Annotated in this window: 15 protein-coding genes; 10 read left to right on the top strand and 5 right to left on the bottom strand. The window is 61.1% G+C overall.

Annotated features, from left to right (window positions below; genetic code table 11):
- Window positions 1-62 precede the first annotated feature (62 nt).
- Window positions 63-572, top strand: a complete 510-nt coding sequence (locus ACT53S_RS17150) for a hypothetical protein (RefSeq protein WP_476067865.1) — start codon at window positions 63-65, stop codon at window positions 570-572.
- A 53-nt stretch (window positions 573-625) separates the two neighbouring features.
- Here ACT53S_RS17150 and ACT53S_RS17145 read toward each other — a convergent pair whose 3' ends face one another.
- On the bottom strand, window positions 626-1,840 hold the full coding sequence (locus ACT53S_RS17145; protein ID WP_113376595.1) for an NADP-dependent isocitrate dehydrogenase: 1,215 nt from the start codon (window positions 1,838-1,840) through the stop codon (window positions 626-628).
- Window positions 1,841-2,095: 255 nt separating this feature from the next.
- Here ACT53S_RS17145 and ACT53S_RS17140 point away from each other — a divergent pair, with 255 nt between their 5' ends.
- From ACT53S_RS17140 to ACT53S_RS17105, 8 genes are all read left to right on the top strand, one after another.
- Window positions 2,096-2,626 (top strand): hypothetical protein, encoded by a 531-nt coding sequence (locus ACT53S_RS17140; protein ID WP_476067864.1) that lies wholly within the window; start codon window positions 2,096-2,098, stop codon window positions 2,624-2,626.
- 10 nt (window positions 2,627-2,636) lie between these two features.
- Complete coding sequence (locus tag ACT53S_RS17135; RefSeq protein WP_476067863.1) at window positions 2,637-3,212, top strand: hypothetical protein; 576 nt, start codon at window positions 2,637-2,639, stop codon at window positions 3,210-3,212.
- A gap of 66 nt (window positions 3,213-3,278) precedes the next feature.
- The gene (locus ACT53S_RS17130) at window positions 3,279-4,115 is read left to right on the top strand and encodes an RNA methyltransferase (RefSeq protein ID WP_113376593.1); all 837 of its coding nucleotides are present in this window, start codon (window positions 3,279-3,281) and stop codon (window positions 4,113-4,115) included.
- Window positions 4,093-4,923 carry a glutamate racemase gene (gene murI, locus ACT53S_RS17125; RefSeq protein ID WP_476067862.1) on the top strand — a complete coding sequence of 277 codons (831 nt, stop codon included), beginning with the start codon at window positions 4,093-4,095 and terminating at the stop codon, window positions 4,921-4,923. The genes ACT53S_RS17130 and murI overlap by 23 nt, the downstream gene beginning before the upstream one ends.
- Before the next feature lie 116 nt (window positions 4,924-5,039).
- The gene (locus ACT53S_RS17120; RefSeq protein WP_476067942.1) at window positions 5,040-6,329 is read left to right on the top strand and encodes a hemolysin family protein; all 1,290 of its coding nucleotides are present in this window, start codon (window positions 5,040-5,042) and stop codon (window positions 6,327-6,329) included.
- 431 nt (window positions 6,330-6,760) lie between these two features.
- Complete coding sequence (locus tag ACT53S_RS17115) at window positions 6,761-6,961, top strand: DUF1127 domain-containing protein (protein WP_476067861.1); 201 nt, start codon at window positions 6,761-6,763, stop codon at window positions 6,959-6,961.
- Between the two features lie 149 nt (window positions 6,962-7,110).
- The gene (locus ACT53S_RS17110) at window positions 7,111-8,247 is read left to right on the top strand and encodes an MFS transporter (RefSeq protein WP_476067860.1); all 1,137 of its coding nucleotides are present in this window, start codon (window positions 7,111-7,113) and stop codon (window positions 8,245-8,247) included.
- Window positions 8,248-8,348: 101 nt separating this feature from the next.
- Window positions 8,349-9,881, top strand: coding sequence for an ATP-binding protein (locus ACT53S_RS17105; protein ID WP_162750472.1), 1,533 nt, complete (start codon window positions 8,349-8,351; stop codon window positions 9,879-9,881).
- On the opposite strand, the gene ACT53S_RS17100 is transcribed toward ACT53S_RS17105, so the two are convergent.
- From ACT53S_RS17100 to ACT53S_RS17085, 4 genes are all read right to left on the bottom strand, one after another.
- Window positions 9,882-12,080, bottom strand: a complete 2,199-nt coding sequence (locus ACT53S_RS17100; protein ID WP_476067859.1) for a methyl-accepting chemotaxis protein — start codon at window positions 12,078-12,080, stop codon at window positions 9,882-9,884.
- Between the two features lie 199 nt (window positions 12,081-12,279).
- On the bottom strand, window positions 12,280-13,515 hold the full coding sequence (gene pepT / locus ACT53S_RS17095) for a peptidase T (protein ID WP_476067858.1): 1,236 nt from the start codon (window positions 13,513-13,515) through the stop codon (window positions 12,280-12,282).
- Window positions 13,512-14,363 (bottom strand): D-alanyl-D-alanine carboxypeptidase family protein, encoded by an 852-nt coding sequence (locus ACT53S_RS17090; RefSeq protein WP_476067857.1) that lies wholly within the window; start codon window positions 14,361-14,363, stop codon window positions 13,512-13,514. Before ACT53S_RS17090 ends, pepT begins: the two co-directional genes overlap by 4 nt.
- A gap of 151 nt (window positions 14,364-14,514) precedes the next feature.
- On the bottom strand, window positions 14,515-15,525 hold the full coding sequence (locus ACT53S_RS17085) for a TerC family protein (RefSeq protein ID WP_476067856.1): 1,011 nt from the start codon (window positions 15,523-15,525) through the stop codon (window positions 14,515-14,517).
- A 335-nt stretch (window positions 15,526-15,860) separates the two neighbouring features.
- Here ACT53S_RS17085 and rpsD point away from each other — a divergent pair, with 335 nt between their 5' ends.
- On the top strand, window positions 15,861-16,478 hold the full coding sequence (gene rpsD / locus ACT53S_RS17080) for a 30S ribosomal protein S4 (protein WP_113376584.1): 618 nt from the start codon (window positions 15,861-15,863) through the stop codon (window positions 16,476-16,478).
- Window positions 16,479-16,547: the final 69 nt, after the last annotated feature.

The raw sequence follows: 16,547 nt of genomic DNA, 5'->3' as shown, positions 1-16,547 counted from the left end.
CATGACCGCAGTCATGACCTGCTGCGGTTGTCCGGCCTCCACCTTGTGATTACAGTTTTTCCATGGCCAATGACAACAGACCTTTCCTCCTCGTCGCCTATCCGGCGCGCGCCGTCCCACTTCTCGGCGTCACGCTGCTCACCATCGTGTTCGCGGTCGCTTTCGGCGGTGTTCTGGCGCAGGTGCTCGGCGGCGGCTTCGCATCGCTGACCAATCTTTTCTACATCGTCGTGCTGGCGGTCAGCTTTGTCGGATTGCACCGTAGCTTCCGGCGGATCGCCGGCGCGCTCAAGCCGGCGCTTGAACTGAACGACGAGGAAATTGTCGATTACCGAAGCGACACCCGGATCGCATGGGACACCATCGTCGAGTTCGAGCAGCGTCGCACGGGGCGACAGACATTCATGCGCTTCCGTTATCTCGACGAGGAGGCCCCGGAGGTGGAGCATGTGGCCGACCTTCTCTTGAGCGGATTGAGCGTTTCCAGCGTTCGCCTCGCGAACCGCATTCGGGAGCGATTTGCCCGGATCGACGCCGAAAATGTCGGGGAGGAGGCGCTTGAAGAGGCATGAAAAAACCCGGCCATTGCTGGCCGGGTCGATGGATTGCTTGGCTTGAATGCCGATCAGGCAGCCATGGCCTTCTTCAGGTTTTCGTCGACCTTGTCGAGGAAGGCGGTGGTCGACAGCCACGGCTGATCCGGGCCGATGAGCAGCGCCAGGTCCTTGGTCATGTAACCGGCTTCGACGGTGTCGATGCAGACCTTTTCGAGCGTCGTTGCGAACTTGGCCAGTTCGGCATTGTCGTCGAGCTTGGCGCGGTGGGCGAGGCCACGGGTCCAGGCGAAGATCGAGGCGATCGAGTTGGTCGAGGTTTCCTGACCCTTCTGGTGCTGGCGATAGTGGCGCGTCACGGTGCCGTGGGCGGCTTCGGCTTCAACCGTGCGGCCATCGGGCGACAGAAGAACCGAGGTCATCAGGCCGAGAGAGCCAAAGCCCTGGGCAACCGTGTCGGACTGGACGTCGCCGTCATAGTTCTTGCAGGCCCAGACGTAACCGCCGGACCACTTCAGCGCGGAAGCGACCATGTCGTCGATCAGGCGGTGTTCGTAGACGATGCCGATCTCGTCGAACTTTGCCTTGAACTCGGTCTGGTAGACTTCTTCGAAGATGTCCTTGAAGCGGCCGTCATAGGCCTTCAGGATGGTGTTCTTCGTCGACAGGTAGACCGGCCACTTGCGCATCAGGCCGTACATCATCGAGGCGCGGGCGAATTCGCGGATCGATTCGTCGAGGTTGTACATGGCAAGCGCCACGCCAGCGCCCGGCGCGTTGTAGACTTCCTTTTCGATCACTTCGCCGTCTTCGCCGACGAACTTGATGGTCAGCTTGCCCTTGCCGGGGAACTTGAAGTCGGTTGCCTTGTACTGGTCGCCGAAAGCGTGACGACCGACAACGATCGGCTTGGTCCAGCCGGGAACGAGGCGCGGCACGTTCTTGCAGATGATCGGCTCGCGGAAGATGACGCCGCCGAGGATATTGCGGATCGTGCCGTTCGGGCTCTTCCACATTTCCTTGAGGTTGAACTCCTTCACGCGGGCTTCGTCCGGGGTGATGGTCGCGCACTTGATGCCGACGCCGTGCTTCTTGATCGCGTGGGCGGCGTCGACCGTCACTTGGTCGTTGGTGGCGTCGCGGTTTTCGACGGAGAGGTCGTAATATTCGATCTGTAGATCCAGGTAGGGCAGGATCAGTTTTTCCTTGATGAACTGCCAGATGATGCGGGTCATCTCGTCGCCGTCGAGATCGACGACCGGGTTGGCTACCTTGATCTTGGTCATGAATATCCTCACGGGTTTGCCTGACGCGCAGGCCAAGGGGAGGGGCGCTGCGCCAATGGCTGCCTATAACATTCTCTCATCGCAAGGCAAACAGTCACGGGGGCTTTCGGGCAGAATCTGGACCGTCGACTTTCGGCGGAGAACGCGCATCTTCCCAAACTTGGACCGGGTCTCTCCGGCCGATTCGCGTTATGAAAAACGAGAGCGCGATGCCGGCGACTGGCCAGCATGATTGAAACCAGGAAAGTTGAGTGCATGAAGGCTATAAAGACGGGGCTGATCATGTTTGCGGCGATGGTCGTCGCCTTGCCAGCGCTTGCAATCGATATGACGGCGCCGGTGCGCGAGGTCGTCGAGGCGACGGCCCGCAACTGGGAAGAGGGATCGAGCGGCAGCGAAGAGGAGGTCTTCAGCGAGGATCGCCTCAAGCGGCTCTTCAGCGCCGATTTCGCCGCAGCCTTCCACGCGGCTTCCAAGAACCCGCCTTATGATATTCCGGAAGGCGAGACGACGGGCTTCCCCTTCGACTATGACCCGATCGCCCAGGGGCAAGACGGCTGTCCCTTCAAGAATATTCGGATCGAGGACGACGGGGACGGGCAGGTCACGGCACTGTTCAACAACCGCAGCTGCTTTCAGGACAGCGGGGATGCGGCCGATACGGTTCTCATCTTCCACGTCGCAACGGAAAACGGTCGCGCCGTCATCGATGACATCTATCCTGTGATCGACGGCAATTCCGGCAATTCGATCAAGCAGGAATTGAAGGCGCAGGGCGGCGAGTGACGGGGGGGTGATGCGTATCCGTGGTCTCTTCCTCCTCACTTTCGCGTCGGTACTCTTCTCGTTGCCGGCATTTGCCTCAGACCCTGCCGATCCCGTTAGAACGGTGATGGCGGTTGCCGGGTGGCAAGGCGAGGGCCAGCCCACCGTCGAGGCGTCGGGCTATTTCGACGAAAGCCTTCTCGGCACGATTTACAGTTCGAGCTTTGTCGAGGTCTATCGTCTGGCCCAGAAGGTGGACGAATTGCAGGACGGGCAGGGCTATATGACCGGTTACGACGAAGTCATCGGCGGCCAGGATTCCTGCCCTTTGAAAGATGTCCGGTTCGAAACGCGTGCCCCCGTCGGTGCGGTGACGCCGGTGGCTGTTTACTTCGACGCTTCATCCTGCTTCGGTCATGCGCCGAACCTGAAGGAGCCCGGCACAATTTTCCATGTCGTCCAGCAGGACGGTCGCTATGTGATCGACAACTTCTGGAACCGCGACTACGACGGCGGCAATATCGCGACGTCCGTCAAGGCGGAATACGCCGCGCTTACCCATGCCTATCTCGACTTTCTGGTGACCGGATCCTGGCCGAAGCAGTGACCGGGCCTTTGCGGCGCAGTGATTTTGTGCCAATGGGAGCCCGCATTGTTTCGAGAAAGGCAGGTCATGGCGGGAACGAACAGCGAGCGCATCATGCTGGCCGAGGGGCCGGCCATCATTCTCGTAGAGCCGCAGCTGGGCGAGAATATCGGCATGGTGGCGCGCGCGATGGCGAATTTCGGCCTGGTGGAACTGCGTCTCGTCAAGCCGCGTGACGGCTGGCCTTCCGACAAGGCACGGGCGGCCGCCTCAAAGGCCGATCATGTGATCGACGGTGCCGTGGTTTACGAAACGCTGGAAGAGGCGATCGCCGACCTCAATTTCGTCTATGCAACCACCGCGCGGTCGCGGGACGGCTTCAAGCCGGTGCGCTCCCCGGTCACGGCTGCCGAGACGCTGCGCCGCAAGTTCAAGGCGGGCGAGAAGACCGGCATCCTGTTCGGCCGGGAGAAATCCGGCCTGTCGAACGAGGACGTGGCGCTGGCCGACGAGATCGTCACTTTTCCGGTCAATCCGGCCTTTGCCTCGCTCAACATTGCCCAGGCCGTGCTGCTGATGTCCTATGAATGGATGAAGTGCGGCATGGACGACCTGCATGCCGTGCCCTTCGATGCGCCCGAACAGCCGCTTGCCACGAAGGAGGAACTGGTCGGCCTCTTCGATCACGTGGAGGATGCGCTCGATGCGCGCGGCTATTTCCATCCGCCGCATAAAAAAGCCAGGATGGTCGAGAATCTGAGAGCGGTGCTGAGCCGGCGCGCTTTCACCACGCCTGAAATTCATGTGATGCGCGGCGTGATCTCATCGCTCGACCGCTTTTCCCGGCGGGGGCAGATTGCGCCGGCCGTACCGGTGGCGGGTGACGAGGACGCGAACAGAGATGACGACGCCAGCGGCGAATGAACTGAAGCCCATCCTCGTTTTCGATTCCGGCATCGGTGGGTTGACCGTGCTGCGCGAGGCGAGGCTCCTGATGCCCGAACGGGGCTTCATCTATATCGCCGACGATGCGGGCTTCCCCTATGGCGGGTGGGAAGAGGGGCCTCTGAAGGCGCGCATCATCGAGCTCTTCCGCCGACTGCTGGACCGTTACGATCCCGAAGCCGTGATCGTCGCCTGCAACACCGCCTTCACGCTGGCGGGAGCCGAACTGCGCGAAGCCTTTCCGGCCATGCGCTTCATTGGCACCGTTCCCGCAATCAAACCGGCTGCAGAGAGGACTCGATCAGGACTCGTTTCCGTGCTTGCAACACCTGGCACGGTGCGCCGCGCCTATACGCGCGATCTCATCCAGTCCTTTGCTTCGCAATGCCACGTTCGATTGGTGGGGTCCGAAAACCTTGCTCGCATGGCGGAAGCCTATATTCGGGGTGAGACGCTGGACGATGCGGCCGTCCTTGCGGAGATTGCCCCCTGTTTTGTCGAGAAGGATGGGACCAGAACCGACATCATCGTGCTGGCCTGCACGCATTATCCCTTCCTCGCCAATGTCTTCCGTCGGCTCGCACCCTGGCCGGTCGACTGGCTCGATCCGGCGGAGGCGATTGCCCGCCAGGCGCGGCGGCTGGTGCCTCTTGTCGAGGGGGCGGAACATCCCGACGGGTTCGACTTTGCCGTCTTCACATCCGGGCGCCAGGATTTCTCCACGCGCCGCCTGATGCAGGGCATGGGGCTTACGGTTTCGGAGGAACCCGTTGGTTCGCCCGGCTGAAGCACCGTACACGGTTCAAAATTGCGTTTCGGCTTTTTCGCCGGTGTTCACCGTGCTAGTAGCTGTGGGCTGATAGCCGGCCCAGGCGCCGGTGTAGAGGAGCCTTGCTCAGCGTTTTGTTCATCGAGATTTCAATCGTCTTTTTCCTGACCGTTCTCAACGGCATTCTCGCCATGTCGGAGCTTGCCGTCGTTTCCGCGCGTCCTGCCCGTCTGAAGGTACTCGCCGAGCAGGGCAGTCGCGGCGCCGAAACCGCGCTGCGGCTCGCTTCCGATCCGGGTCGCTTCCTGTCCACCGTGCAGATCGGCATTACGCTCGTTGGCGTTCTGTCCGGTGCTTTTTCCGGTGCTACGCTCGGCGCGCGCCTGTCTTCATGGCTCGCAACCCAGGGGCTTTCGGAGACGGCTGCCGATGCGCTGGGCGTCGGTTCCGTGGTTATGCTCATCACCTATCTGTCCCTGATCGTCGGCGAACTGGTGCCCAAGCAGGTGGCGCTGCGCAATGCCGAGGCCGTTGCCGCCCGGATGGCGGCGCCGATGTCGATCCTTTCGAAGGTCGCAGCGCCGCTGGTCTGGCTGCTCGATGGCTCTGGCAAGCTCGTGCTGTCCCTGCTCGGACAGAGCGGTGATGGCGGCGGAAAGGTCACGGACGAAGAAATCCGCACGGTGCTGGCCGAAGCGCATAGTGCCGGCGTCATCGAGGCGGGCGAGTCCGCGATGCTTTCGGGCGTCATGCGGCTGGCCGACCGTACGGCGCGTGGTCTCATGACGCCGCGTCGCGACGTGCTCATCCTCGATGTCGAGGACACGATCGACGACGTGCGCGAGGTTCTGCGCGACAGTCCGCATTCGCGCATCCCGGTGCGCCGGGGCGATTCCGACGAGATCATCGGCGTTCTCCTTGCCAAGACCCTCTACGAGCGGCTGGCCATGGGAGAGGCTGCCGATCTCGCGAGCCTGGTTTCGGACGTGCCTGTCGTCTCCGATCTTGCCAAGGCGACAGACATCATTGAGGCGCTGCGCCGAACGCCGTTGCACATGGTGCTGGTTTATGACGAATACGGCCACTTCGAAGGGATCGTCACGTCTGGGGACGTGCTCGAAGCCATCACCGGCGCCTTCCAGCAGGATGCATCCGAGGAGCAGGCGCTTTTCCAGCGCGAAGACGGTTCCTATCTTGTCGCCGGCTGGACGCCGATCGACGAATTTATCGACGTGATCCGCGTGCCCGTCGATCCCGATCTCGACTACACCACCGTTGCAGGTTTCGTGCTCGACGAAATGAAGCGCATTCCGGAGCTCGGAGAGAGTTTCGAAAAAGGTGGGTGGCGGTTCGAGGTCGTCGACCTCGACGGACGACGGATCGACAAACTGCTCGTTTCGAGAAGCATCGCTTCCGAGCCCTGATCAGCGCTCCGGCTTCTGGCTGCGACAATTTGTTGCATATGTGCAACGCCAAGAGGTTTGTTTTGCAATCCCGAATTGCGGGATTGCGGCGGCCTGCTTTGCGTGTCATGGATGGAGCTATCCGCAACTCAAACAACAGGAGGCCCAAATGACTCATTTTTTCGTGCTTATGCGCCTCTCTGGCGGATCTGTATCGACGGTATGCCCGGCGTTCCCGGCAACCTCCCGATACACCCGATGACTGTCTAACCAGTCGTCTTTCCAGCTGCTTCCGGCGTTTTCAATCATCCTGACGTGACTTGCCGTCTGCGCGTGTAAACGCGTCCGTTCGCCTGGCTCACGTCGCTTTTCATCATCGAAAGGACCTGGGCGCTCGCGCGTTCCGGGACGGACAAGTCATGCAAAGAAATCAATCTATAGTTGAAAATACCTTGCCCCGGCATATGGACGAGCTCCTGGATCGCTTCGGTCTGCTGCCGCTGGTCGCCGCGCTCGTCGGCGCGAGCCTGAGGCGGAGGCAGATGCGCAATCTGGCGTCCAATCTGTCGCCGCAGATGCGGCGCGATATCGGGCTTCCGGAAGAAGACATCGTCTTCCCTCAAAGGCCGACACTCTGGGACATCCGTGTGTAAGAGGAGCCGTTCGGGCGCACGACCTGCGCCCGAACGGCTTTTTTCCGGTTTGCAGACCATTCGACCGAGTGGTCTGCTTTGCAAATCCCGCTGGCTGACGAACAGTCGACGACATTGATTCCCGCCATTTGAACTCGCATGGATTCGCAATGCCGCCCAAGTCCGCCATCATGAGCGCGTTTTTCCTGCAGCCGATCGCATTTGGCAGCTGGCTGCCGCAGATCCCGGGCGTACAGGAGCGGCTGTCGCTGGGACCGGCGGAGCTCGCCTTCGCCTTGCTTGGGCTGCCCGTCGGCATTCTGATCACCTTGCCTTTCGCAGGCCGGCTCGTCGCGCGGATCGGCAGCCGCAATACGCTGCTCTGGGGTTTTCCGCTGTTTCTCGCGCTGGTGCCTTGGCCGGTCGTCGCCCCGGACATCGTTTCGCTCTTCTTCCTGCTGCTCTTGCTCGGGATTGGCCTATCGACCATCGAGCTTGGTCTGAACGTGGAGGCCGACATCATCGAGAAACGTGGGACCACGTCGATCATGAATCGCTGCCATGGCTTCTGGAGCCTCGGCATCATGACCGGCAGCCTGTTGGGCGCGGCTTTCCTCTCGGTCCATGTGGCTCCCTTTGTCGCCATCGTGTCGCTCGCGGTGTTGCTGATGCCGATCGCTTTCCTGGTGTGCCGGGCCCTGCCACACGTCGAGGTGCCGGCCGTTGAAGGTGAGGGGCGTTCCTCCTGGCGACTGCCGAGTCCGGCAATCCTGGGCATCAGCCTCTTCGTCTTCGGGATCACCATGACCGAGGGCGCTGTCGCGGACTGGTCGGCGGTCTATCTTAAGGACGTCTTCAATACGACGGGCATGGCTACCGGCATGGGTTATGTCGTCTTCGCCATGCTGGTCTCCGTCGGGCGCTTTCTGGGGGACGCTGCCAAATCGCGGCTGGGGCCGGTCGTCCTGGCGCGGATATGCCTCTCCTCCTCGCTTCTCGGTCTATCCCTGGTGGTCACGGCGCCCGTGACGGCCTTGGTCTACCTCGGGCTGGCGCTTGTCGGCTTCGGCGTGTCGGTCGGGTTCCCGCTTGCGGTGACGGCGTCGGCCGATCTCGGCGACCGGCCGGCGGCCGAGAACGTCGCCATCCTCAGTTTCATCGCGCTGCTCGGCTTCCTCGTCGGCCCGCCCTTGATCGGCTTGGTCGCCGAATTGACGGGTCTTCGCGGCGGTCTCGCCATGCTGTTGCCGCCGCTGGTGGTCAGCATGCTTCTCGCCGGGCTGCTCGATCGTCGCCATCAGGGCTGAACAAGCGCTATTCCCTGTGGGTTTTGACGATCGCGGTGACACGAGCCCCCGCAAGTCTGTTAGAGACAGTCGATCAACACATTGATTTGAGGATGCCGCCATTGAAGGTCGGAATCGATATGGGAACGGTGCAGGGCGGTCAGCCTGCCAAGCTCGATATCGAGGAGCTTCTCGCGACCCGTTTGCTGGTGCAGGGCAATTCCGGCTCCGGCAAGTCGCATCTGCTGCGGCGGCTGCTCGAACAGTCGGCACCTTGGGTGCAGCAGGTCATTATCGATCCGGAAGGTGATTTCGTCACGCTGTCGGACAAATACGGCCACGTCGTCGTCGACGGTGAGCGCACTGAGGCGGAATTGATCGGCATTGCCGATCGTATCCGACGCCACCGGGTCTCCTGCGTCCTGACGCTGGAAGGGCTTGATGTCGAGCAGCAGATGCGCGCGGCAGGTGCCTTCCTCAATGGCCTCTTCGACGCCGACCGCGAGTTTTGGTATCCGGTGCTGGTCGTCGTCGACGAAGCGCAGATGTTTGCACCTGCCGTCGGCGGTGACGTTTCGGAAGACGCGCGCAAGGTGTCGCTCGGCGCCATGACCAACCTGATGTGCCGTGGTCGAAAGCGCGGTCTTGCCGGCGTCATCGCCACGCAGCGTCTCGCAAAGCTCGCCAAGAACGTGGCCGCCGAGGCCTCGAACTTCCTGATGGGGCGCACCTTCCTCGATATCGACATGGCGCGCGCGGCAGATCTGCTCGGCATGGACCGGCGTCAGGCCGAGATGTTCCGCGACCTGCAGCGCGGCAATTTCGTCGCGCTCGGCCCCGCCCTTTCGCGTCGGCCGCTGCCGATCGTGATCGGCACCGTCGAGACTTCGGCGCGGTCCTCGTCACCGATGCTCATGCCGCTGCCCGATGCACCCGTGGATGTCGAGGATCTGATCTTCACGCCGGATCCGGAAGAGTTCACCCGACCGATCGTGCGCCGGGCTCCGCCGGCGCCCCGGCCGACCACGGACATCCTCGCGGAGCTTTCCCGCTCGACGCCGGCGTCCAGCACGCCGGCTCCGAGCGAAATCCCGAGCCGCAGTTCCGAAATGTCGCCCGAGGAGCGCGAGGAGCGACTTTCCGGCGTTCTCGCAGAAATTCTCGGTGACCCCCAGGCGGCCTATCGGACCGACAGCGTTCTTTACCAGGAGTTCCTCGTGCGGGCGCGCATGCGCCGCATCTCAGGTCCGCCCATGCCGATGGGCGAATTTCGTCGTCGGGTCGCGATCACCCGTGCGGGTGTGGATGAGGAAACGGCTGCAAGCGAAGGGTGGCAGACGGCCTTGTCCCTGTCGGTGCGGGTTTCTGACGACTTGCAGGGTGTGTTCCTGCTGCTCGCCAAGGCGGCGCTGCGGACAGAACCCTGTCCCTCCGATCATCGCATCGCCCGCGCCTATGGCACGCATTCGGCACGCCGTGCGCGCCGTCTCCTCGGGTATTTCGAGGAGCAGAACCTGATCGTGGTTCATTCCGACTTCGGAGGCAACCGCATCGTTGCCTTCCCGGATCTCGACGCGCAAACCGCCCCTGGAGCCCCGGATGCAGTCGACGACGAGCCTCTCGCCTCCGCGGCAGATCGGCATGCCGCCGAATGATCAGGCCGCACGGCGCATCCGGACCTGTTGCGGCAGGGTAAACCGGCGCACCAGGGACTGAAGATGATCCGATTCGTTTGCCAGCGAACCGACGGATGCCGTCGTCTCCTCGACCATCGCGGCGTTGCGCTGGGTCGTCTGATCCAGTTCGTTGATGGCGGAATTGACTTCGGCAAGCCCGATGAACTGTTCCCGCGACGATGTGGAAATCGATTCCATGTGTTCGTTCATCTGGCCGATATAGTTTGAGATCTCGGTCAGTGAAGTGCCTGTCTGGCGGACGAGATCCACGCCCTCGCCGATCTGTTTGCTCGAGGTGGAGATCAGCGCCTTGATTTCCTTGGCTGCATTGGCCGAGCGCTGAGCCAGTTCGCGCACTTCCTGGGCGACCACCGCGAAGCCCTTGCCCGCTTCGCCGGCCCGTGCCGCCTCGACGCCGGCATTGAGTGCCAGAAGGTTCGTCTGGAAGGCGATCTCATCGATCACGCCGATGATGCTGGAGATCTTTGACGAGCTGGCTTCGATCGCTTTCATGGCGTCTTCCGCCTTGCTGACAATGACGCCGGAGCGGCTGGCGTCGTCATTGGCTTCGCGTGCAACGCGGCGGGCCTCTTCCGTCAGCTGCGACGCGTTCTTGACGTTGGTGGTAATCTCTTCGATTGCAGCAGCAGTCTGCTCCAGGGCAGAGGCCTGTTGCTCGGTGCGCTTGGAAAGGGCGTTTGCACCTTCGTTGATGGAGTTTGCACCTTCGTCGATGGAGGCGACACCGTCGATGATGGCGATCAGCGTTTCCGCCAGTTGCGCGATCGAATGATTGAAGTCATGGCGCAGGGCTTCGAAATCCGGTGCAAACGGCTCTGTCAGGCTGAAGGCCAGATCACCGGTGGACAGGCGCTTCAGGCCCGCCGCCAGGCCGGATGTGGCCGTGCGGAGCTTTTCTGCGGCTTCTGCCTCTGCCTGTGCCTGGGCGCGCAGCCGCTCCTGTTCCATCCGTTCGCGGGCTTCTTCCGCTTCCTTCTCCAACTGTTGGTTGCGAATGCCCGCCGACTGGAAGATGGCGATGGAACCGGCCATGGCGCCGATTTCGTCCTTTCGCTGGGTAAATGGTATGATCACGCCGTAGTCGCCTGCGGCGAGCCTGTTCATGACGTTGGTCATGGTCGAGATCGGGCCGATGAAGCGGGTTGCCGCAATGGCGGCGAGTGCCATGGCGACAAGAGCGACGGCACCGCCGAACATCAACATCCGGTCTCTCGCGTGGTGGGCGGCAACGACCATATCTGCGCTCGGGGCGGAGAGCATGAGGGTCCATTGCTGCTCCAGCCCCGGAAAGCTGATTTTGACCGCAGCGTGGTAGATACCGTTTTCATCCGTAATGTCTGCCACATTTGCTGCAGACGCGGTCTGGCCGAGGTTGAGGAAGGTACTGTCTTGCGCTGGTTTGGCCAGGAGTGACTTGTCGGTGTGCGCCAGCCAGACACCGGACGCATCGGCGAGATAGACCGATCCCGTGCCGAACGGCTTCAGCTCTCCGACGCGGCGCGAAATGTCGCTCAGATTGAAGTCGGCGCCCGCCAGACCGATCACCTCGTTCCCGCGGCGGATCGGCGAGGTGATCGAGGTGATCATCGTCTCGACGTTGTCAATCAGATCGGTATAGGCCGGTGTGATCTGCGGTATTCCCGCTTTCATCGGTGCGACATACCAGATCTCTGTCGCCTGGTCGGCCATGTCGAGTTTCTCGATCGCAACGTTCTGGCCACCCGTACGATAGAGATAGGTGGCGAATCGACCGCTATGCAGCTCGGAATTGGGGTGGTCGACGAACTTCTCGTCCTCGCCGTCCAGTTTCTCGGGCTCGAAGACGAGGGTCACGCCGAGAAGGCCTTTTTCCGCGCTGACCGTACGATCGAGAAGAGTGCCCAGCAGATCGCGGTCCGGCCTTTCCGTCGCGGCCACCGCTTCCGCCGTCTGACTTACCCCTTGCAATACCGCAGAGGTGCGAGAAATGTCCGCGCGTATGTCGTTGGCATATTGCATCAGCAGGCCGCGAGCCGCCTTTTCGGCCTCCTGCCGCATGGCGCTTTCCATGAAGGCCGCACCAACGAGTGCAACGGCGCCCAAGCCCAGGGCAAAACCCACAACGGCTAGAAACGTGAAGCGGCCGCGCAGCGAGCGAAACAGATAGTCCGTAATCATTGGTCCCATCCCGAAGAAAAATGCGATTCAGCAATGCATTCTTCTTTGGGTAGGCAGGAAAGATTGAAAATAAGTCAAAATCACTTCCACTTCTTGGAAGTCAGTGATCCTTTCTTCAAGTATAGAATTATCTATATTAGGAAAATACGTATTTCATCTGATATTTAAGAAGAGGCGTTGCCAGGCTGCCCCTTGCCTTTCAGGCCGCCCGCTCTTCCCATACTTTGGCCAATGCCACGATGGATTCTACGGACTTTTCCATGTCCTGTACGCTCACCCATTCGAGCGGGGAGTGATAGGCATGGCCGCCGGTATAGATATTGGGGCAGGGCAGGCCCATGAAGGACAGGCGCGAGCCGTCCGTGCCGCCACGAATGCTGTGACGCACCGGCTTAAGACCGACCCGGCGCACGGCTTCCTCCAGATTGTCCATGATCTCGGGATGGCGATCGAGGACTTCCTTCATGTTGCGGTACTGGTGTTTGACCGTGATGCTATGGCTCGACCCCGGATAGGACGCCATCACGTCTCGAGTGATCTTGTCCAGGAGTTCTTCCTTCTCCTTCAGGCCGGCCTCTGTGAAGTCTCTGACAATCAACTGCAGCTTCGCTGCTTCCATGCTGCCGGAGATGTCGACCGGGTGGATGAAGCCGTGGCGTCCGTCCGTGGTTTCAGGGGCGATGTCGCGGGGGAGGCGGGCAACGATATCGCTCGCTGCCTTTATCGCATTCTCCATCTTGCCCTTGGCATACCCCGGATGCATGGCCACGCCCGTGATCTCGATCACCACGCCATCGGCGGAGAAGGTCTCGTTTTCGATTTCGCCGACGGTCGAGCCGTCGAGCGTGTAGGCGAAGCGGGCGCCGAGCTTTTCGAGATCCACCTTGTCTGCGCCGCGGCCGATTTCCTCGTCGGTCGTGAAGAGGATCTTGATCGTGCCATGTCTGATGTCGGGGTTTGCCACTAGATGGGCAGCGGCCGTCATGATCTCGGCGACGCCGGCCTTGTCGTCGGCGCCGAGCAGCGTCGTGCCGTCGGTGGTGACGATATCGTTGCCGATCTGATTGAGGAGTTGCGGATGGGCGTCGACGCGAATCACCTGGCTCGTGTCGCCGGTCAACGTGATATCGCCGCCTTGATAGTTGCGGACAATCTGTGGTCGGACATTTGCGCCGGTGAAATCCGGTGCCGTATCCATGTGGCTGCAGAAGCAGATGACCGGGACGTCTTTGTCCGTATTGGACGGGATGGTCGCATAGACGTTGCCGTGTTCATCCAGGTGAGCGTCCGACAGCCCGAGCGCCAGCAGTTCGGTCGTCAGCAGTCGGCCGAGATCCTTCTGCTTTTCCGTCGACGGCTGGGTGTCGGAAGAAGGGTCCGACTGGGTGTCGATGACGACATAACGGAGAAAACGGTCGAGGACGGTATCGCTCATGGTGTCTGTCCCTGGATCTGTGTGGACGTCTGGCTGGCCTTCACCGGCGTGGTCGCCAGATGCTTGTCGAACAGGCCAATGATTTCCGTGTTCCGGGCATCGTTGCTGCGTGCTCCGAGAACCACGCCAACGAGCCTGCGTTCGCCATTGGTAGCCGAGGTCACGATATTGTAGCCGGCAGCCTTGGTGTAGCCGGTCTTGATCCCGTCAGCGCCGGGATAGCGCACCAGGAACGCGTTGTGGCCACGCAACTTCATACCGCGAAAGGTCATGCCCCGCGAGGCGAACAGTTTGTATTCTTCAGGATAGTCGCGAATCAGGGCGAGGCCGAGGCGGGCCATATCGGCGGCGGTCGTCACCTGCGCCGGATCGGGCAGGCCCGAAGGATTGGTGAAGACCGTGTCGTTCATGCCGAGCTTGTGGGCCTTGACTGTCATCACGACGCCGAAGGCGGCCTCCGATCCGGCTAGCGTCTCGGCAACGGCGGTCGCTGCATCATTCGCCGACAGCACCACCATGCCCATGACGGCTTCCCGCACACTGATCGTGTTTCCGGCCCCGATGGCGAATTTGTAGGGCTCCTTGTCGTTGGCGTTCTGCGAGACGACCAGCCTCTGGTCCCAGGAAAGCCGGCCCGCATGGAGTGCCTCGAAGGTCAGGTACAGCGTCATCATCTTGGTGAGCGACGCAGGATAGGTGAGTGCATCCGCGTTCATCGCCTCCAGCACTTCGCCCGTCCCGGCATCGATCAGAATATTGGCATGGGTCGCTTGGCTACTGTTGGCGGCGTTCGGCAGGGCAAAACAAAGCAAAGCGAGCAGGCAGAGGTGAGGCAGACGCAGGATCATCGTGGGACACAGGTTGGTGGCGGGACCCACGGGATAACGAAGTTCGAACCGCCTGTCAGCACATGTTCCCCGGTGGAATAGGGATTGTCTGGGCAAAACCGGGATGTGGAACGAAAAAGGGCGACCTTCGGGCCGCCCTTGATCGGTTTTGTCAGCCTTCCTGGCCCAGTTTCGGGGCAGGCTCGTGCTTTTCCGGAAGCGTGTTCCGGGTGGCCCAGAGCGAACCCAGGATGCCGGCGGCCAGGATGCCGAGCGTGACCGTGAGCGAGACGACCGGCGGGATCTTGGCCAGCCCCAGCATGTCGGCCAGGAAGATCTTCGAGCCAATAAAGATCAGCACGACCGACAACGCATATTTGAGGTAGGCGAAGCGGTGGATCAGGGCGGACAGCGCAAAGTAGAGGGCGCGCAGGCCGAGGATCGCGAAGATGTTCGAGGTGTAGACAATGTAGGGATCGGTGGTGATCGCGAAGATCGCGGGGATCGAGTCGACGGCGAAAATGACGTCGGCCAGTTCCACCATCACCAGCGCCAGGAAGAGCGGCGTGATGAAGGTCTTCAGCTTGCCTGTCTTCTCGTCCGGTTCGCGGACGAAGAAGTGCTCCTTGCGCAATCCATCCGTCACCGGCAGCTTGCGCCGCAGGATTTTCAGAACCGGGTTGGTGGACACATCATATTCCTGGTCGGCGGTGAGCAGCATCTTGATGCCGGTGCCGATCAGGAAGGCCGCGAAGAGGTAGAGAACCCAGCTGTAGTTCTCGACGATCGCTGCACCTGCCGCAATCATGATGCCGCGCAGGATGATGACGCCCAGGATACCCCAGAGCAGAACACGATGCTGATAGGCTCGGGGGATGGAGAAGTAGCTGAAGATCATCGCGATGACGAAAATATTGTCCATCGCGAGGCTTTTTTCGACCACGAAACCGGTCAGGTATTCGAGGCCGGCCTGCTCGCCGCTCTGGTACCAGAGCCAGCCGCCAAAGGCGAGGCCGAGGGTGATATAGAAGGCGGAAAGCGCAAAACTCTCCTTGATGCCGATCTCGCGGCTATCCTTATGCAGGACCCCGAGATCGAGAGCGAGGAGAAAGAGGACGACGACGACGAAAGTGAGCCACATCCAGGCAGGCTTGCCCAGAAAATCAATCCAAAGAAAATCCACGACGGGGTTTCCCTTGCCGGATAGTTGAGGTTCGCAGCTCCGACATCACGGGAATCCGGCGCTCGCGTCAGAGGGGCCCGGTGCTGCGTTTCACAAAGATGGTTTTGTTCCGGCCCGTTTCAAGTCTCTATGTTGACATTTTTCGCGGCGCCCTCTAATGACGCGCCAACGCCGGGCCGAAACGCCCGGTGTTTGTTTTAACATGTCCCGTGGTTTTCTCCGTTCGCTAACGTGAGAATCCTGTCAGAGCTTCGAAAAAGGAAGCTCAGAGGAGGGCGTGTTTCCTTGAGGCGGTTTGGCAACAAGCCGTCCTAACTTGTTGAGAAGGAAATACGATGAGCAAGCGCGCATCATCCAAGTACAAAATCGATCGCCGTATGGGCGAAAACATCTGGGGCCGTCCGAAGTCCCCGGTGAACCGCCGCGAATACGGCCCGGGCCAGCATGGCCAGCGCCGCAAGGGCAAGCTCTCGGACTTCGGTGTGCAGCTGCGCGCCAAGCAGAAGCTCAAGGGCTACTACGGCGATATCAGCGAGAAGCAGTTCCGCGCTGCCTACGATGAAGCCAACCGTCGCAAGGGCGACACCGGCGAAAACCTGATCGGCCTGCTCGAGTCGCGTCTGGACGCCATCGTCTACCGCGCCAAGTTCGTTCCGACGATCTTCGCTGCCCGCCAGTTCGTCAACCACGGCCACGTTACGGTCAACGGCGTTCGCGTCAACATCGGTTCGTACCGCTGCAAGGCTGGCGACGTCATCGAAGTTCGCCAGAAGTCGAAGCAGCTCGTTGTCGTTCTGGAATCCGTCCAGCTCGCCGAGCGTGACGTTCCCGACTACATCGAAGTCGACCACAACAAGATGGTTGCGACGTTTGCCCGCGTTCCGACCCTGTCGGACGTTCCTTACGCCGTCATCATGGAACCGAACCTGGTCGTCGAATTCTACTCGCGTTAATCCTAAGCGAGACGGATTTGTGGAAAGCCGCCCTTCGGGGCGGCTTTTTTTGTTTGCAGTGCGGGATCG

This window comes from Allorhizobium sp. DMC15, assembly GCF_056314065.1.
The sequence above is the reverse complement of the archived record's forward strand: the minus strand, read 5'-3'. Positions and strand labels throughout refer to the sequence as shown.